This is a genomic window from Streptomyces sp. SID3343, from assembly GCF_009865215.1.
Classification (GTDB): Bacteria; Actinomycetota; Actinomycetes; order Streptomycetales; family Streptomycetaceae; genus Embleya.
This window is the reverse complement of record NZ_WWJX01000954.1, coordinates 1-18,195: the sequence shown is the minus strand read 5'-3', so window position 1 is coordinate 18,195 and position 18,195 is coordinate 1. Positions and strand designations below refer to the sequence as shown.

17 protein-coding genes are annotated in these 18,195 nt (G+C 71.2%); 11 read left to right on the top strand and 6 right to left on the bottom strand.

Annotated elements, in window-relative coordinates:
- Positions 1 to 92 precede the first annotated feature (92 nt).
- The 3 genes from GT354_RS29845 to GT354_RS29835 are packed head-to-tail and all read left to right on the top strand — an operon-like array spanning position 93 to position 1,383.
- Positions 93 to 515, top strand: a complete 423-nt coding sequence (locus GT354_RS29845; protein WP_161359484.1) for a hypothetical protein — start codon at positions 93 to 95, stop codon at positions 513 to 515.
- Entirely contained in the window at positions 515 to 1,168 is a 654-nt protein-coding gene (locus GT354_RS29840; RefSeq protein ID WP_161359483.1) for a DUF6338 family protein, read from the top strand. Before GT354_RS29845 ends, GT354_RS29840 begins: the two co-directional genes overlap by 1 nt.
- A complete protein-coding gene (locus GT354_RS29835; RefSeq protein ID WP_161359482.1) occupies positions 1,165 to 1,383 on the top strand; it encodes a hypothetical protein in 219 nt (72 codons plus the stop codon). Before GT354_RS29840 ends, GT354_RS29835 begins: the two co-directional genes overlap by 4 nt.
- Here GT354_RS29835 and GT354_RS29830 read toward each other — a convergent pair whose 3' ends face one another.
- The 3 genes from GT354_RS29830 to GT354_RS29820 are packed head-to-tail and all read right to left on the bottom strand — an operon-like array spanning position 1,384 to position 5,756.
- Positions 1,384 to 4,275: a CHAT domain-containing protein gene (locus GT354_RS29830; RefSeq protein WP_161359481.1), complete on the bottom strand. Its 2,892-nt coding sequence runs from the start codon at positions 4,273 to 4,275 to the stop codon at positions 1,384 to 1,386.
- Positions 4,276 to 5,031 carry a hypothetical protein gene (locus GT354_RS29825; RefSeq protein ID WP_161359480.1) on the bottom strand — a complete coding sequence of 252 codons (756 nt, stop codon included), beginning with the start codon at positions 5,029 to 5,031 and terminating at the stop codon, positions 4,276 to 4,278. It abuts the gene before it with no gap.
- A complete protein-coding gene (locus GT354_RS29820; protein ID WP_161359479.1) occupies positions 5,028 to 5,756 on the bottom strand; it encodes a hypothetical protein in 729 nt (242 codons plus the stop codon). The genes GT354_RS29825 and GT354_RS29820 overlap by 4 nt, the downstream gene beginning before the upstream one ends.
- Before the next feature lie 325 nt (positions 5,757 to 6,081).
- Between GT354_RS29820 and GT354_RS29815 the strand changes: the two genes are divergently transcribed.
- Positions 6,082 to 7,446, top strand: a complete 1,365-nt coding sequence (locus tag GT354_RS29815; protein WP_161359478.1) for a replication-associated recombination protein A — start codon at positions 6,082 to 6,084, stop codon at positions 7,444 to 7,446.
- A gap of 314 nt (positions 7,447 to 7,760) precedes the next feature.
- Here GT354_RS29815 and GT354_RS29810 read toward each other — a convergent pair whose 3' ends face one another.
- The 3 genes from GT354_RS29810 to GT354_RS56690 form a co-directional block, all read right to left on the bottom strand.
- Positions 7,761 to 8,462: an alpha/beta fold hydrolase gene (locus GT354_RS29810; RefSeq protein WP_161359477.1), complete on the bottom strand. Its 702-nt coding sequence runs from the start codon at positions 8,460 to 8,462 to the stop codon at positions 7,761 to 7,763.
- Between the two features lie 109 nt (positions 8,463 to 8,571).
- On the bottom strand, positions 8,572 to 10,062 hold the full coding sequence (locus GT354_RS29805) for a threonine/serine exporter family protein (protein ID WP_346012234.1): 1,491 nt from the start codon (positions 10,060 to 10,062) through the stop codon (positions 8,572 to 8,574).
- Between the two features lie 273 nt (positions 10,063 to 10,335).
- Entirely contained in the window at positions 10,336 to 11,109 is a 774-nt protein-coding gene (locus GT354_RS56690) for a DUF2470 domain-containing protein (RefSeq protein WP_161359476.1), read from the bottom strand.
- A gap of 132 nt (positions 11,110 to 11,241) precedes the next feature.
- On the opposite strand from GT354_RS56690, the gene rpsD reads away from it, so the two are divergent.
- The 7 genes from rpsD to GT354_RS29765 all read left to right on the top strand — a co-directional run bounded on the left by rpsD (position 11,242) and on the right by GT354_RS29765 (position 18,160).
- Positions 11,242 to 11,850, top strand: coding sequence for a 30S ribosomal protein S4 (gene rpsD, locus GT354_RS29795; protein ID WP_161359475.1), 609 nt, complete (start codon positions 11,242 to 11,244; stop codon positions 11,848 to 11,850).
- Positions 11,851 to 11,983: 133 nt separating this feature from the next.
- Entirely contained in the window at positions 11,984 to 12,460 is a 477-nt protein-coding gene (locus GT354_RS29790; protein WP_237535590.1) for a DUF948 domain-containing protein, read from the top strand.
- A 3-nt stretch (positions 12,461 to 12,463) separates the two neighbouring features.
- Positions 12,464 to 12,859, top strand: a complete 396-nt coding sequence (locus tag GT354_RS29785; RefSeq protein WP_161359474.1) for a DUF6167 family protein — start codon at positions 12,464 to 12,466, stop codon at positions 12,857 to 12,859.
- Positions 12,859 to 15,531, top strand: coding sequence for an alanine--tRNA ligase (gene alaS, locus GT354_RS29780; protein WP_161359473.1), 2,673 nt, complete (start codon positions 12,859 to 12,861; stop codon positions 15,529 to 15,531). The genes GT354_RS29785 and alaS overlap by 1 nt, the downstream gene beginning before the upstream one ends.
- Positions 15,532 to 15,666: 135 nt before the next feature.
- Entirely contained in the window at positions 15,667 to 16,164 is a 498-nt protein-coding gene (gene ruvX / locus GT354_RS29775; RefSeq protein ID WP_161359472.1) for a Holliday junction resolvase RuvX, read from the top strand.
- Complete coding sequence (gene mltG, locus GT354_RS29770) at positions 16,161 to 17,324, top strand: endolytic transglycosylase MltG (RefSeq protein WP_161359471.1); 1,164 nt, start codon at positions 16,161 to 16,163, stop codon at positions 17,322 to 17,324. The genes ruvX and mltG overlap by 4 nt, the downstream gene beginning before the upstream one ends.
- A complete protein-coding gene (locus GT354_RS29765) occupies positions 17,321 to 18,160 on the top strand; it encodes a shikimate dehydrogenase (protein WP_161359470.1) in 840 nt (279 codons plus the stop codon). Before mltG ends, GT354_RS29765 begins: the two co-directional genes overlap by 4 nt.
- Positions 18,161 to 18,195: the final 35 nt, after the last annotated feature.

Below are 18,195 nucleotides of genomic sequence, written 5' to 3'. Positions count from 1 at the left end.
ATCCGTTCGAGTGATGTACGGGTGCGAGGGACAGACCTGGTCCTAGCGTCGATGCGTCGGGATACGCGAGTCGACGGGCTGGGGGAACGAGGGTGAGCGGCGCGGTGACGGCGGCCTCGATCGGGTGCGGCTTGGCGGTGGTCTGTGCGCCGCTGCGGGGACACGGCCGGGTGCGGGTCGGGTTGGCCACCGTGATGGCGGTGGGCGGCCTGGCGCTGCTGCTGCGAGCAGTGGATCCGGATCTGCTCGGGTTCGGGGTGATGGCGTTCCTGGGCGGGCTCTTCCTGCTGATCGAGATGGGCTCCGACGCCCTGGTCGCGGCTGTGTTGTGGTTCGGCGGGGCGGTGGTATTGGCGGCACTGATGGTCTGGCCGGACGAACTCGGGCGATGGCTCGTGCGCGACCGTCCGTTGGTGGTCACGGCCGGAGCCATTGCCACGGCGGTCGCGTTGGTTCGGGTTCGGTGGTCCGTGCGGGCGTCCGCCGACCCGTCGGGAGGGCTGGGGGGCGTGTGATGGGACAGTCACCGACGACGGTGTCGCAGGTGGCGCTGTTGATCTGTTGCGTGTTGCCGGGGGTCACTCACCAGTTCGTTCGTGAGCGATTGCGCGGCCCGATCCCGGGCGAACGGGATCTCGCCGAGCGGGTTTTGCGGGCACTGGTGGCGTCCCTCGTGCTGGACGCGATGTATCTGCTCGTGGCCGGGCCGTTGATCGTGCGTGTGGTGCGGGGCCCGGGCGCGGACCGTTGGGACGGTCTCGTCCGGCAGCCGCGCGCGGTGGCGCTGGCGGGGTTGATCCTGTTCGTGCTCGTCCCTGTCGCCGCAGCGGTGGCGCTCACCTGGTGGGAGCGTCGGCACCGGGACGCGGCGCGATATCACGACACCCCCACCGCGTGGGATCGGATGTTCCGCAACCAGGGTTCGTGCTTCGTGCGGATGCGCATGCGGGACGGAGCGTGGGTCGGCGGCTGGTACGGGTCCCGTTCGTACGCCACCGCCTATCCCCAACCGCAGGAGGTGTTCCTCGAATCCGCGTGGTTGATGAATGCGGACGGCAGCTTCGTACGCCGGATCGCCGGCAGCATCGGCCTGCATGTGCGCGCGGGTGAGGTCGACGTCGTCGAACTGCTCTCGCCCGGTACCCGCACCCAAGTGGCGCCGTCGTGACGAGCGCGGCCGACGATCGGCTCGACCTGACTCCTGCCGAGGCGGCACTGCTGGCCGACCCGGGCGCGCGGCGCGGCGGCTACTCGCCGACGGACGAGATCCCGGAGCCGGCCTGCGGCCCGTCGGAACCCGCCACGGTGTCTGCGCCCGCTCCGGAGTCCCGCCCCGGCACCGTGCCGACGCCCACCCGTACCCAGGCACCACCGCCCGGCTGATCACGACCCCACGTGCACGTGCCCGGCCCACAGCCCGGGCAGGTTCGGATACTGCGCGCGGGCTTCCAACGTCGCCCGGTGCACTGCCGCCGCCGCGTCGGTTCGCTGGTCGCCGTGGGCGAGCTTTCGGTAGACGTCGGTCGCGAACGCGAGGGCGAAGCGATCGACGACCGGCCACAGGGTCGCGACGACCTGCGAGAAACCGGCGAGCTGGAAGGCGGAGGCGAGATGGATCGCCTCGTCGGCGTGCCGACTCCCGGTGCGCGCGGAGTCGCAGGACGACAGGTAGATCAGCTCTGCGGCACCGAGGTCGAGACCGGCGATGTCGGCCACCGTCAACGGCCGCTCCCGATGATCGTGGAGCAGGAGCCGGCCGCGCGACGGCGCGTCGTGGTCGCTTGCCGCGTGGCACGCGAAGTGCGCCCAGGCGTGGCGCGGCAGATCCGCCAGGACGCGATCCCGAGTGGCTCGACGGTCGGCCAGGATCCGGGTGTCGGGCAGGAAACCCCGGATCGCCTCGGCCTCGGCGGCGGCCTGGGGCAGCGGCTCCGCGCCGGGCGTTCGCGTCATCGCGACGACCAGCGGATGCCCTGACGCGGGCAACGTCGGGCGTCGGGCGCGTGCCGCCGCCAGGGACCGCACAGTCGGGGCATAGGAGGGGATCGTCCGGTCGAGGAGGGACCGGGACCGACCGTCGCCGGGGCGGTGATGCCCGGCGGCGTGGATCGGCAACAGGGCCAGCGGTCCGGTGGGAATCCACCACATTCGCGGCTTCGACCCGCCTGTGGTGGGCGCGGCCACCGCGTCCAGGACCGGCTCGGCCACGGTGTCCCAGAGCCAGGCCAAGACGTCGAAGACGGGCTCGCGTTGCGCGAGGTCGACGATGCGGTCGCCGGCGACCGCGTCGTGCAGGACGCTCGTCCACCGCGCGGCGTCCGCGGGGCGGACGGCCAGACGAACGGTACGGATCCGGCCGGCTTCGAGGATGATCGCATCGGAGCGCAGCGCGGTGACGTTGACGTAGACGACCGGGCCCTGGTGGCTCTGCGCGAGGCACCGCTCGAACGAGGGAGTGCGCGCGAATTCCGCGAAGTTCGGCTCGGCGCGGATGCGCTCCAGCAACTCGTCCCAGTCCTCGGCGAGAACCCGGCGCCGGCGTCGAGCCTCCTCGTGGGCCTTTGCCGCCGCGACATCCTCGGCGAGCCTGGTCGGCGTCTCGTCGGCGGGTTCGAACGAGCTGTCCAACGCTTCGCGCAGGTCCGTGAACCGTTTCGCCAGTCGCGGGTGTTCGGCCCGCAGCGCGGTGAGGTCGGATCGGGTGTCCAGGGTCCGGGACAGCAGGACACCGCGACCTTGTTCCAACAGCGCCACCGCCTTGTCCGGCCGACCCTCGGCAAGCGCGCACGCGGCGGCGGCCACGGCGATGCCCGCCCATCTGCCGAGCCGGAACTCCTGGTCCACGCGCCGCAGTTCACGCGGTGCCAGGCGGGGCAGCAGCGCGACGACGGACTCGAACGCGGACACCGCTTCCGGGTAGTCGACGGCCGAGACCGCGATGTCGCTCCACACAAGTCCCGCCCTCAGCCGGGTGGGGATGTCGGCGCCGGCGTGCTCGGTCGCCTCCCGGGCCGCCGCGATCGCGCGGCGCAGATCCCCCGCGTCGTGCTCCCGGTCGTGCCGGGCGTGCAGCGCCAGAGCCAGGTTGAGCCGGTGATCGGCGCGTCCCGGCGCGTCGACCGACACCTCGGCGGCGGCCCGTTCCGCCAGCCTGATCGCCTCGTCGAGATCGGCCGTCGGCGAACGCAGCAGGTAGGTGTACTCGCCGTCGAGTCGGGTCGCGCGATGTGCCACCTCGTAGCGAGTGCGCAGCGCGAGGGCCAGATTGTTCTGGCACAGATCGAACAGGGCGTGCCCCGGACCCGTGTGGTCGAGTGCGGTGCGGCCCGCGTCGACTGCCCGATCAAGGTCGGTCGACGCGGCGCGTACCTCCCCCCGATGGACCAGAAGGCGACACAGCGTGGTCAGGTCCGCGGCCCGCGTGTAGCCGCGACGACGGGTGACCTCCAGCAGATCCTGTAATTGATCCACCGCGACATCGAGGTGGCGCGGCTCCCGAGCGTGTACGTAGCGGCTGCGCGCGACGGCCGCCGCCTCGGCCCGACACGGCGCGAAATGCGGACTCCCCGGCTTGACCAGCCGGACGGCCTCGGCAGCGGCGCTCTCGGCCTCGGCCAGGTCGGCGGCGGCACCGAGGTGGTCGTACCGCAGCCGCAGACATCCCGCGAGTTCCGACAGCAACCGGCCGCCCCGAGTGCCGCGACACCACCTGGCCCGCTGCGTCCGGCGAGCGACGTCGATCGCCTCGTCGAGGTCGCCGGGCCGACGAAAGCGCTCGTAGCGCAGCCGCAGCGCCATCACCAGATGAGTGGCGTGTCTGGCGTGACCGAGATTGTCCAGGCGCAGCGCGAGGGGACCCGGAACGTGTTCGGGGCGCGCGGTCAGCCCGACCGCGGACCGAAAACTCTCGATCGTCTCGTCGAGCAGTTCGGGGTCGGAGCGGTGGACACACCATCGCAGCTTCTCTTCGGCCTCGGTCGCCCGGTCGACGGCGGGTTCGAGATCCCCGCGCACTGCCGCCAGGCGCGCGATCATACCGAAGCTCGCTATCGCGAAACCGACATACGTCGCGACGGGGAGCCACCCGCCATCGGCGGTGTCCGGGTCCCCGAAACCGTAGAAGCGACCGCCCGCCGCAGCCGGTAGACAGCAGCAGAACCCGATCGCGAAGCCGATGACCCAGTACTTGTCGACGAACGCCACCCGCCGTCCGCACGTGCACAGCACGACGAGCACGATGCCCAGCACTCCCCATACCTCGTACCAGGAGAGCATTCACCGGCTCCGCCGGTCGAGGTCCGGCGTGTTCGGACAACAGGCGTGGATTTCGGCGCGCGCCGCGGCGGCCTTCCGCGCGGGATCTCGATACTGCGGGGCGACGCGACACAATCCGGCGTACATGGCTACCGCTTCGTCCGCGAGCCGTCGCGCCTCGGCGCCGTGATCCAGACCCACGCAACTCGGCAGTACGGCCCGCCTGAAACGGGCCACCTCACGCGTGACGAAGATCCGTTGCCCGGTGCCGATCGGCCATCGTTCGCCGTCGTCGTAGCCCGGGTACCCCAGCATCAGTCGCGCCAGGTACAGGCGGGCCGCCGCAGCCGATGCCGTGCGCACGTGCGGCGTCAACTCTTCACCGGAACGCGGATCCAGGCTGAACACGGGCGGGCCGATCGCCGGCGCCCCGAAGCGGATGCGAAACGGGTCGCCGCGCGTGGGATCGGCCAGGTGTGTGACGGCGACGGCGATTCGCGCGTAGCGCAAGGTGTGGCGGGTCCGTCCGCCCAGACCCGCCAATGTCTCGGCGGTTTGGCGGGCCAATTCGCCCATGCCGTGGAAGACACGCGCACTGTGCGACGGCGGCGCGGTCGGCCGCCAACCCGTCTCGTGGACGTAGCCGAAGAACTGAAGCGTGCTTTGTTGGTACCTCCTCGCGGCCCACACGGGACGGCCCCACTCCAGCAGCCGGTGCCCGTCCTCCCAGCGGGACAGGCCCTTGCGGAAATACGTGTCGGCACGCCTCGAACTCACGACCGGTTCTCCCGTCGGATGCCGGGGAGCAGGTCGCGCACCGATCCGAGCAGGTACGCGTAGTCCGGTGACAGCGCGCGCAACTCGTCGTGGAAGCGAAGGCCCTCGGCGGCCATCCGGCGGCCCTCGGTCTCGCGGTCCAGGCCGGCGCAGGCGGGCAGTACGGCGCGCCGCCACCGCCGGCATTCCCGCCGCCAACTCACGGTGCCTCCGCTGCCGATCGGCCAGGGAGGCTCGCGCAGCTCGTCGCGGGCCGCATATCGACCGATGAGATCCGCCAGTTGCACCCGCGCGGCAGCAGCCGTGGCGATCCGCGCCTGCGCCGACAACGGCGGGCCGGGTCGCCCACCCAGAACCCGCTGGAACACGGGCCTGGTGTCCGCACGGCCCACCACCTCACCGACCCGGGACGGATCACCGCCCGTCGGGTCGGCCGAATGCGCGGCGGCGAGCGACATCCGAGCGGATGACAGGGCACCACGCGCGCTGCCGAGCCGGTCGTGGAACCGGACGGACTCCAGGCCCAGGTTGCCGAACGCGTAAAGGACGGCGACCGTCTCCGGAGTCCTGGGAACCCGACTGACGTAGCAGAGGAACATGCCTTGCGCCCGAATGTAGTGATGACTTGCCCTGCCATTTGACCCGTCGGCGGCCAACGCCCGCGCTCTCTCCCACCGCGCGAGTGCGCCCGACACCAGGTATTCGTGATCACGTGCTGTCGCCATGGCGATCCCCCTGCTCCTTCGCGCGCTCCTGCGGGAAGCAAGTGCCTGTATGCGCCGAAGGGTTCGTGCGCGCAGCGGATCCCTCCGCGGCCCCTCGTACGAGTGAAGAACGGAGATTTCGGTGGCCTGCGGCGCCGGGAGGTGCGTTGCGGTGGTCCGCGTGAGCCGGTGGCCGGGTGCCCGGCAGGCCGCCCGACGTGCCACCGGGCCGAGCGGCGAGGTCGTACGCCCCGGCCCGACCGGCCGACGGGGTCGGGCCGCACCGTGCGGTTGGTCGCCGGCGGGGGCCGGGCCGCGGTTCCGGGCAGCGGGTTAGGGTCGATGGGTGGACTCCGATCTGTTTACCGCCGCCGCCGAGGCTCGGCAGGCGAAGAACCCCTCGCTCGCGCCGCTCGCGGTGCGGATGCGGCCTCGGGATCTGGACGAGGTCGTCGGGCAGCGGCACCTGCTCGGTGACGGGTCGCCGTTGCGGCGGCTCGTGTCGTCGGAGAGTGGGGTCACCGCGCCGTCGTCGGTGATCCTGTGGGGGCCGCCCGGGACCGGCAAGACGACGCTCGCGTACGTGGTCAGCCATGTGACCAGGCAGCGGTTCGTGGAGTTGTCGGCGATCACCGCCGGGGTCAAGGAGGTGCGCGCCGTGATCGAGGACGCGCGCCGCCAGGCCGGGTCGCAGGGGCGCGACACGGTGCTGTTCCTGGACGAGATCCACCGCTTCTCCAAGGCGCAACAGGACTCGCTGCTGCCCGCGGTGGAGAACCGGTGGGTGACTCTGATCGCGGCCACGACCGAGAATCCGTACTTCTCCATCATCAGTCCGCTGTTGTCCCGGTCCCTGCTGTTGACCCTGGAGTCGCTCACCGAGGACGACCTGCGCGAGGTGGTCCGGCGCGCGCTCGCCGACGAGCGCGGCCTCAAGGGCACACTCACCCTCGACGCCGACGCCGAGGAGCACCTGCTCCGGATCGCCGGCGGCGACGCCCGCCGCATCCTCACCGCCCTGGAGGCGGGCGCCGGATCGGCCGCCGACAAGGGCGAGGCCGCGATCACCCTCGCCACCCTGGAAAGCGCCGTGGATCGCGCGGCGGTGCGCTACGACCGCGACGGCGACCAGCACTACGACGTCGCGAGCGCGTTGATCAAGTCCATCCGGGGCTCCGACGTCGACGCGACGCTGCACTACCTCGCGCGGATGGTCGACGCGGGCGAGGACCCACGCTTCATCGCGCGCCGCCTGATGATCTCGGCGAGCGAGGACATCGGCATGGCCGACCCCACCGCCCTGCAGATCGCGGTGGCCGCCGCGCAGGCCGTCGCGCTGATCGGCTTCCCCGAGGCCCGGATCACGCTCGCGCAGGCCGCGATCCACCTCGCGCTCGCGCCCAAGTCGAACACCGCGATCCTGGCCATCGACGCCGCGCTCGCCGACGTTCGCAAGGGCCTCGCCGGTCCGGTCCCGCCACACTTGCGCGACGGCCACTACAAGGGCGCGGCCAAGCTCGGGCACGCACAGGGCTACGTGTACCCGCACAACGTGCCCGGCGGTGTCGCCACGCAGCAGTACGCCCCGGACGCGGTGCACGGCCGCACCTACTACGAGCCCACCCGCCACGGCGCCGAGGCCCGCTACGCCGACATCGCAGCCTGGGTCCGAGCCCGCCTCGCCGGCGCCGAACCCCCCGAGGGCACGTAGGGTCGCCGCCGGAACGGGCAGAGGTCTCCGGCCACGGCCGAGGGAACTGTCGGGGCACCCGGGGCCGGGTCAAGCAGCGAACCGGACCCCGGCCGCGCGGTGGGTGCCCGAGCGTCGGCCGAAGCGCGAACCACGGCGAACCGACCCGACGTGCCCCGACCCGACGTGCATCGACCCGACCTGAACCGACCCGACCTGAACCGACCCGACCTGAACCGACCTGACCTGGCCGGACCCGACGTGAACCGACCCGACCCGACCCGCCCCGACCTGAACCGATCGACTGCGCTGCGTTCGCCCGCCGCGGTTGCCCGTCAGCTCCACCGGGCGCGGAGGCCGTCCGGCGAATCCATCGCCCCCGCCACGGTCGGGTCGGCGGTGCCGGTTGCCGTGCCTGCCACGACGCGGCGAACCAGGTCGTGCCAGGTGTCGGCACGGCGCAGCATCGCGTGGCCGTCGGCGAGTTCGAAGCGGCAGACCCGGTCGGACACGTCGCGGGTGTTCAGCGCGTACTCGTAGGACGCCTTCGGGCTCGTGGTGTGGTCGCGCGTGCCGTGCGCGACGATCAACTCGCGGCCGGCGAACTGGGCGAACGGTTCGTCGGCTTCGATCCACGGCGCGAGCGCGCACACCGTACGCACGCTCGCGTGGTCGGCGACCCGCAGCGCGGTACGCCCGCCCATCGAGTGGCCGACCAGCGTCACCGGGGCGCCCGGGTAGCGCGCCCGGATGCCGTCGAGTGCCCACCGCGCGTCCCGGACCGGGTCCTGGGACGGCTCGTTCCAGCCGCGCACGCGATAGCGGAGCAGGTAGGTGTCCACCCCGTCCGCCGCGCTCGAGCGGTGGATCGAGCGGGCGATCGGCACCATCCGGCGGTAGGCCAGATTGCGAGTGGACGCCGGCTGCCGGCCGCGCGAGCGACCCCCCGGCAGGACCAGCACCACCGCGCGGACGGCAGTGCCGTGCGGCGGTGACCAACTGCGCAGGGCCGCGGCTTCCCCGTCGAGTGCGTGCATGTCCTGCATTCGAAGCCCCCGGGGTGTCGGCTCGGTCGGGATACGGTCGCGATGCGGTGGCGGCGGGTCCGGGCGCGGCCCGAAAGCGCGGCCGCCCCGCCCCACGGTCTCAGAAACCGCGGGTGCGCTTGGACGCCGGCCGCATTTCCCGGCCCGTGCGCGTCGGCGGCGACGGCAGCACGAACCGGGCCGCCTCCGAGCCCACGTTCACGCCCGCGGCCAGGGCGAGCGCGAGCGAGGCCGCGTTGACCAGGCTCAACCAGCCCGTGTCGGTGTGACCCAGCGACAGACCCAGCATGCCCTGGTACATCGCGCTGCCCGGCAGCATCGGCCCGATCGCCGGGATCACGTAGGGCAGCGCCGACGTCCCGTGCCACCGCGCGAGCAACTGACCGAGCAGCCCGAGCAGTCCGGTCGCCACCGCCGTCGCGAGCACCGGCGCCGCGCCCGCCTCGCGCAGTACCTGGAACACCGACCACCCCACCGCGCCGCCCGCGAACGCGACCGGCAGCAACCGCCGTCGCACCTGGACGAGTACCGCGAACGTCAGCGACACCGCGCCCGCCGCGAGCAGTTGGACGCCGCGATGGTTGGCGTTGAGGTTGAAGGACCCCTCGACGGCGAACTCCACGCCGAGCCGGTCGCCCACGTAGATCACGATCGAGATGCCGACGATGATCCCGACGATCAGATAGAAGACTTCGAGCAGTCGGGCCGCGGCGGTGATGTAGAAGCCGGTCAGACCGTCCTGTACGGCCGCGACCAGGGCGCGCCCGGGAAGCAGGGCGAACAGGCCGCCGGTGACCACGGCATACGGACTGATCCCGATACCGAGTTTGATCATCGCCACGGTGATCGCGGCGGCGGGCATCGAGGCCAGTACGAACTGGTAGAACTCCGGCACGCCGCGATCGGAGAGCAACTGGGCCAGACGCTCGCCGATCAGCGCCGCGACGCACGCCGCGATGGCCACGACCGGCCCGCCGCCGACCATCACGCTCGCGAACGCCGCGATCAGTCCCGCGGACAGCAACAGCAGCCACCGCGGATACGGATGGCGATTGCGCCGGATGTCGGCGAGCCGGTGGTACGCCTCCTCCAGGGTCAGGTCGCCGCCGGTGATGTCCTCGACCAGTTGGTGCGCCTCGTCGAGCCGGGTGTAGTCCACCGCGCGCCGCCGCACCACGCGCTCGCCGGTGACCGGCGGCTCCACCAGCGACGGCTGGTAGGACAGCGTGATCGCGACGAACGTCACGTTGGGCTGGCAACGCTCCAGGCCGTACGCGTCGGTGATGCCGAGCATCGCCGCCTCGACGTCCTCACCGCCCTCGCCGCTCGCGAGCAGTAGTTCGCCCATGCGCAGCGCGAGGTCGAGCACGCGAGGCACCGACGGACCCGCCTCGGGAGTCTCCGCGGGCACCACGATCGGAATGGGCGCGGTATGGCCGCTGAAGCGCAGCTGGGTGCGCAGCCGGTCCTGCCAAGGGCTGGCGCCGGCACGCGAGTTCGGGCGGCGTTCGGGTTCCCAGGGCGCGCGGGTGCTCGGATGGTCGCGACCGCCCTCGCCGTCGGCCTGCTGTCGCGCGTGCTGCTCCGACACCCCGCGTAGTCCCTTCCCGCCGTATTACCCCCGGTTCGGCAGCGTCGCCCTCGAAGCGGTGTCGGCCTCGAGATGTGCGTACGGCACTCGATCGGCCGAGACGACGACGCCGTATCGATCACGCCCAGTCGATCTTCCCGAGTCGATCCCGCCGAGCCGATCGTGTCGAACCGATCTTCCCGAGTCGATCATGCCGTGTCGATCATGCGGGGAGGAGACTGCCCGTACGCCGACGCATCATGCGAACGGCCAAACCGTGCGACGCGGCGGTGCTCAGGCGTCGCCGTGGGCCCCGTGCAGGAGACGACGCAGGGCGCCGCCGAGTTCCCGTGCGGTGGAAACCGGGGTGTCGAACTCGAAGCGGATGTCGCACGTGCGGTCGGGGCCGCCGGTGCGCAGGCGCAGGCCGTGGCGGTCCAGCGACACCGGCGCGACGCGCTCCGCGCACGCGGGAGCGCCGGCCACGCTCGCGAGTCGGCCCAGGTCCTCGGCGTGCGCGACGGCCAGGTGTTGGAGCAATTCGGCCTCGTCGGCGGCGAGCGGGTCGGGCTCGGCGTCGGCGTAGTCCTCGGGCTCGACGTGGCCCGCGCCCCACAGGTCGTCGACCAAAACCTCGCCCACCTCCATGCGCACGACCGTGCCCGCGCGCGGCGACGCGGTCGGGTCGTTGCCGACCTCGGCCAGCCGCGCGGCGGCCCGCTCGGCGTCGTCGCCGGTCGGGATGGTCAGCCAGCCCGCGATCCAGCAGTGCGCGCGCACCCGATGCGGCACCGCGACCGGCGCGACGTCCACCAGGTGCAGCACCGCGGCCAGGTCGTCGCGCGCGGTCAGCACGAGGGCGGCGGTCTCACCGGGCACGAGCAGCAGCAGCGACCCGTCGGACTCGACCACGCGCGCCGCCGGCACCACGTGCTCGTCCTTGTCACCCGGCAGATCCAGCGTCGCGGAGGTCGCGTGGGCAGCCAGAGTGCGGGCCCGAGCAGCGGTGACCGGGCGTCGGGCGGAGACATCGGTGTGGCCGGCGTTGGCCTCGATGGGAAGGGACACGCGTCCTCCTGATGCCGGCGCGCTCGTGGGGAACCCCGGGTGGGCTACCGAACGCGTTCTCGTTAAGGTTAGGCTTACCTAAGTCGCCCGATCTTGGCAAGCACGCAAGACAGCACGCATGGAGGACCGACCTTGAACCAGACCCGGCCAAAAATCCGCCGCAGCCGCGCGCTGGGTGTGGCCCTCACGCCCAAGGCCGCCAAGTACCTGGAAAATCGCCCCTACCCGCCGGGCGAGCACGGTCGTGGCCGCAAGCAGTCGTCGGACTACAAGACCCGACTGATGGAGAAGCAGCGCCTGCGCTTCCAGTACGACATCTCCGAGGTGCAGATGCGCGCGGCCTTCGACCGCGCCAACAAGCACTCCGGCAAGACCGGCGACGAACTGGTGATCGACCTGGAGCGCCGCCTCGACGCGTTCGTGCTGCGCGCCGGCTTCGCCCGCACCGTCTACCAGGCGCGGCAGATGGTCACCCACGGCCACATCGAGGTCAACGGCGGCAAGGTCGACAAGCCCTCCTACCGGCTCAAGCCCGAGGACATCGTGGGCGTGCGCGAGCGCAGCCGGGAGAAGCCGCTCTTCCAGGTCGTGCGCGCCGGCGGCTTCGCCGCGGCCGAGACCCCGCGCTACATCGAAGCCCGTCTGGACAAGCTGATGGCCCGGCTCGACCGGCTGCCGCAGCGGCGTGAGGTCCCCGTGATCTGCGACGAGCAGTTGGTGGTCGAGTACTACTCCCGCTGATCCACGAACGATCCACATACGACGGATCCGCGGACCGTCCATCGCGACACGCGCCACACCGACCGCGCGGGTTTCCTCGTACGAGGAGACCCGCGCGGTCGCGGTAGGGTCGGGCTTTCCGAGGCGAGCGAGTATGACGAGCCGCCTCGACCGAATCCCACTCATCAAGGAGCGCATGACGGTGTCGGGTGGCGAAGTCGCGCTGATGATCATCGCCGTTTTCTGGGCGATTCTGGTCGCATTTCTCGCATTGGCGCTGGTCAAGCTGACCAAGGTGCTCAAGGAGGCGACGCGCCTGGTAGCCGACGTCGCGGACCGGGCGGTCCCGTTGCTCGACGAGGTGACCGAGACGGCCAAGGCGACCAACGCCCAGATGGCCCGCGTCGACCAGATCGCGGGCAACGTCCAGACCATGACCACGAACGCCACCGCGCTCTCCTCCACGGTCGCCGCCACCCTCGGCGGCCCGCTCGTGAAGACCGCGGCGTTCAGCTACGGTGTCCGCCGCGCGCTGTCCGCACAGCAGCGCGCCGAGCTCAGCCGCCGCGTGCGCACCGCAGCCAAGGCCCAACGTGCCGAGCGTCAGCGCACCATGCGCGGGAGAGGCTGAGTCGTGGCGAGGCTGTTCTGGATCGCGGTCGGCGCCGGAGCCGGCGTATGGGCCGCGCGCAAGGTCAAGGACAAGGCGTACAAGTACACGCCCGAGGGCGTCGCCGACAACGTCACCGGCGTCGGCGAGGCCATCAAATACTTCGCGGACGAGATCCGCGCGGGAATGGCCGAGCGCGAGCAGGAGCTGTACCGGGCGATCGGCGCGGACGTGCAGGCGGCCGCGCTGCCGCCGGCCCCGGCCCGCCGGGTGTTGCCGGCGTCGCGTGACGCGCACGAGGACCGGCACGACGGGCGCGACCTGTACGCGCCACGTGAGCTGTACGACCCCCGTGAGCGGTACGACCCGCGTGAGCGGTACGAAAACAAGGCAAGGTACGACCGAAGGGACGGCAGCTGATGGAATCGGCAGAAATCCGCAAGCGCTGGCTGCGCTTTTTCGAAGAGCGCGGACACACTGTCGTCCCGTCGGCATCGCTCGTCGCGGACGACCCCACGCTGCTGCTCGTCAACGCCGGCATGGTGCCGTTCAAGCCGTACTTCCTGGGCGAGGTCAAGCCGAACTTCAAGCGCGCCACCAGCGTGCAGAAGTGCGTGCGCACCCTGGACATCGAAGAGGTCGGAAAGACCACCCGCCACGGGTCGTTCTTCCAGATGTGCGGCAACTTCTCGTTCGGCGACTACTTCAAGGAAGGCGCGATCGGCTTCGCCTGGGAGCTGCTCACCAACTCGGTCGAGGACGGCGGCTACGGGCTCGACCCCGAGAAGCTGTGGATCACCGTCTACCTCGACGACGACGAGGCCGAACGGATCTGGCGCGACGTGATCGGCGTGCCCGCCGAGCGCATCCAGCGGCTCGGCAAGTCCGAGAACTTCTGGTCGATGGGCGTGCCCGGGCCGTGCGGCCCGTGTTCGGAGATCAACTACGACCGCGGCCCCGCCTACGGCGAGGCGGGCGGTCCGGCCGTCAACGGCGAGCGCTACCTGGAGATCTGGAACCTGGTCTTCATGCAGTTCGAGCGCGGCGCCGGCACCGGCAAGGACGACTACCCCATCCTCGGTGACCTGCCCGCGCAGAACATCGACACGGGCCTGGGCCTGGAGCGCCTGGCGACCATCCTCCAGGGCGTCGACAACCTGTACGAGATCGACACGTCGCGGATGATCCTCGACCGCGCCGCCGCGCTCACCGGCAAGAAGTACGGCGAGGACCACAAGACCGACGTGTCGCTGCGCGTGGTCGCCGACCACGTGCGCACCGCCGTGATGCTCATCGGCGACGGCGTGGTCCCGGGCAACGAGGGCCGCGGCTACGTGCTGCGCCGGATGATGCGCCGCGCGATCCGCAACATGCGGCTCATGGGCGCCGACGGCCTGACCCTGCACGACCTGGTCGAGACCACGATCAAGGCGATGGGTCCGCAGTACCCGAACCTGGTCGAGGAGGCCGAGCGCATCGACGCGGTGTCGGTGGCCGAGGAGAAGCGCTTCCTCGCGCGTCTTCAGGAAGGCACCGCGCTGCTCGACGAGTCGATCGTCAAGGCGAAGAGCGCCGGGCAGAGCGCGCTGCCGGGTGAGGTGGCGTTCCTGCTGCACGACACCGAGGGCTTCCCGATCGACCTGACCCTCGAGATCGCGGCCGAGCAGGGCCTCGCGGTCGACGAAGAGGGCTTCCGTCGGCTGATGAACGAGCAGCGGCAGCGCGCCAAGAAGGACGCGCAGGCCCGCAAGCAGGGCCTCGCCGCCGACCTTTCGGTCTACCGCGACGTCGCCGACGCGGCCGGCGGCACCGAGTTCACCGGCTACCACGACAACTCCGACGAGGCGACCGTGGTCGGCCTGCTCGTCGACGGCGCGGCCTCCCCGGCCGCGCACGAGGGCGACGAGGTCGAAGTCGTCCTGGACCGCACCCCGTTCTACGCCGAGGGTGGCGGCCAGCTCGCCGACACCGGCCGGATCCGGCTCGACACCGGCGCCGTGGTCGAGGTGCGCGACGTACAGAACCCGGTGCCCGGGGTGACCGTGCACCGCGGCCGGGTCCAGGTCGGCGAGGTCCTCGTGGGCGCCAAGGCGCTCGCGCAGATCGACGTCGAACGCCGCCGCTCGATCGCACGCGCGCACAGCGCCACGCACCTGACCCACCAGGCGCTGCGCGACGCGCTCGGCCCGACCGCGTCGCAGGCCGGTTCGGAGAACGCGCCCGGCCGCTTCCGCTTCGACTTCGGCGCGCCCGGGGCGATCCCCGGAACCGTCCTCGTCGACGTCGAGCAGAAGATCAACGAGGTGCTCGCCCGCGACCTCGACGTCACCGCCGAGGTGATGTCGATGGACGAGGCGAAGAAGTCCGGCGCCGTGATGATGTTCGGCGAGAAGTACGGCGACCGCGTGCGCGTGGTCACCATGGGCGACTACTCCAAGGAACTGTGCGGCGGCACGCACGTGGACAACACCGCCCAGCTGGGCCTGGTGAAACTGCTCGGCGAGTCCTCGATCGGCGCCGGCGTGCGTCGCGTGGAGGCCCTGGTGGGCACCGACGCGTACAACTTCCTGGCGCGCGAGCACACCATCGTCAACCAGCTCACCGAGGTCGTGAAGGGCCGGCCGGAAGAGCTTCCCGAGCGGGTCGCGAGCATCATGGCCAAGCTGCGCGAGGCGGAGAAGGAGATCGCGGCCATGCGCGGCGCCCAGGCGCTTCAGGCGGCCGGCGGTCTCGTCGACTCCGCGCAGGACATACACGGCGTCGCCCTCGTCGCCGCGCAACTGCCCGACGGCACCACGCCCGACGACCTGCGCAAGCTCGCGCTGGACGTGCGCGGTCGGCTCGCGAGCCGCCCGGCCGCGGTCGCGGTCGTGTCGGTGGTGAACGGCAAGCCGATGGTCGTGGTCGCCGCCAACGAGGCAGCCCGCGAACGCGGCGTCAAGGCGGGCGAACTGGTCCGCGTCGCGGCGAAGACGCTCGGCGGCGGCGGTGGTGGCAAGGACGACGTCGCCCAAGGCGGCGGGTCCGACCCGGGCAAGGTGGCCGACGCGCTGGCTGCCGTCACCCGGACAGTCGCCGAACGCACGTCCTGAGCCGTCCCCTACCCTCGATCCCCCGGCGGATATGGAAGTCTGAATCCCGGACTCCCATCACCGCCGGGGGACTTGTATGACGGGGCGCCGTGCCCGAATAGTGAGTGACGCAGAGTCTGTGACGGAGAGCCGACCTTGAGACGTGGAGTACGAATTGCCGTCGATGTGGGCGACGTCCGCATCGGCGTGGCGGCCAGCGACCCGCACGGGTTGATCGCCACCCCCGTCGAGACCGTCCCGGCCGGCAAGCGTGATCTCGCCCGGATCCTGGAGATCGTCGCGGAGTACGAAGGCATCGAGGTCGTCGTCGGCCTGCCTCGCTCACTGTCCGGCAAGGAGGGCGCCGCCGCCGCGAAGGCTCGGGCCTTCGCCGACCGACTCGTTCGCGCGCTCGATCCGGCGATCGGTGTGCGCCTGGTCGACGAGCGACTGAGCACCGTCACCGCCACCCGGGGCCTCCAGGCGTCCGGCGTCAAGGCGAAGAAGGCCCGCGGCGTGATCGACCAGGCCGCTGCGATCGTGATCCTGCAAAACGCGCTCGAGATCGAGCGTGGCTCCGGACGCCCCCCGGGTCTGGCCGTGCGATCCGCAGCGGCCGGGTCCGTCTCCGACTCTGAAAGGCCCACGGCATGAGCGATCTCGGACTGCGGATGGATTCGGAGTCGGAGCCACGCAGCCGGCGACGGGGCAAGGACGACAATTCGCGGCGCGGCGGTCGCGGTCGCGGGCGCGGACGCAAGAAGAAGAACCGCAGTGGGTGCGCGGTCGCGGTCGCCCTCGCGATCGTGCTCGCGATCGTGGGCGGCGGCGGCTACTGGGCCTACGGATTCCTGAAGGACCGTTTCGGCCCCCCACCGGACTACAGCGGCAAGGGTTCGGGCCAGGTGCTTGTCGAGATCAAGGTCGGATGGGCCACCCCGAAGATGGCCAACGAGCTCAAGCGGGCCGGGGTCACCAAGAGCGTCGAGGCGTTCACCAAGGTCGCGCGCGAGGACAAGGACCAGCGCGCGTCCAAGATCCAGCCCGGCGCGTACACGATGGCCAAGCACATGTCGGCCAAGGCCGCGTTCGAGGTACTGGTCAACCCCAAGAACAAGCAGGACCTGATCGTGCCGCCGGGTCGCCGGGCCACCCAGGTGTTCGACATCATCGCCAAGAAGCTCAACGTGCCGAAGGAGCAGGTCGAGGCCGCCGCGAAGGATCCCTCGCTCGGGCTGCCCGACTACGCCAAGGGCAACATCGAGGGCTTCCTCTACCCCGCGTCCTATGTGGCCGCGCCGGGCATGGACCCGCTCGTGGTGCTCAAGGACATGGTGGCCAAGTCGGTCAAGGCCTACGAAGGGCTGGGCGACAAGGCCGCGGCGGTCAAGAAGAGCCCGTACGACATCATCGTCATCGCGAGCCTGATCGAGGCCGAGGCCAAGACGATCGACCACAAGGGCAAGGTCTCCGAGGTGATCTACAACCGCCTCAAGAAGAACATGTCGCTCGGCTTGGACTCGACGGTCAACTACTACCTGAACAAGAGCAACGTGCAGTTGACGCAGAAGGAACTCAACGACGCGAACAACCCGTACAACACGCGCGTGCTCAAGGGCCTGCCACCGGGACCGATCAACACGCCGGGGAAGGACTCGATCGCCGCGGCACTCGCGCCCAGCGACGGTCCCTACCTGTACTTCGTGACGGTCAACCCGGAGACCGGGGAGACCCTTTTCTCCTCGACCGACTCGCAGTTCCAAAAGGACAAGGCCCAACTGACCCAGTGGATCAAGGAAAACCCCGGCAAGTGACGACCTCCGATTCCTCCCCGTGCCGGGCCGCCGTGCTCGGCTCGCCCATCCGGCACTCGCTCTCCCCGGTCCTGCACCGGGCCGCGTACGCCGAACTGGGCCTGACGCACTGGTCCTACGACGCGCACGAGATCGACGAGGGGACGCTGGCGGACTTCGTCGGCAGGCTCGACACGTCGTGGGCCGGGCTCTCACTCACGATGCCGCTCAAGCGGGCGATCCTGCCGCTGCTGCACGAGGTGAGCGAGGTCGCGCGGGACGTGGAGGCGGTGAACACGGTCGTGTTCACCGCCGACGGCCGGCGCGTCGGCGACAACACCGACGTGCCGGGCCTGGTCGCGGCGCTGCGCGAACGCGGCGTCTCGCGGGTGGAATCGGCGGCCGTGCTGGGCGCGGGCGCGACCGCCACGTCGACGCTCGCGGCCTTGCGCGAGGTCACCGACGGGCCGGTCCGGGTGTACGTGCGCGGCGAGGAACGGGCCCGCGAGATGCGCGGGGCCGGCGCCCGGCTCGGGATCGACGTCGAGGTGCGGGCGTGGGCGGACGCCGCCGAGGCGTTGCGCGCGCCGTTGGTGGTGGCGACCACGCCCAAGGGCGCGGTGGACCACTTGGCGCTGCACGTACCGGCCGACCTCGGCGTGCTGTTCGACGTCGTGTACGACCCGTGGCCGACCGCGCTCGCGGCGGCCTGGGCGAACGCCGGCGGGACGGTGGTGAGCGGGCTCGACCTGCTCGTCCATCAGGCCGTGCTCCAGGTGGGGTTGATGACCGGGCGACCCGGTCCGCTTGCCGCGATGCGCGCGGCGGGGGAGGCGGCGCTGGCCGGACGGGGGTGAGCGGTGCGGGCTCGACCGATTGGCCGGGCGGTGCG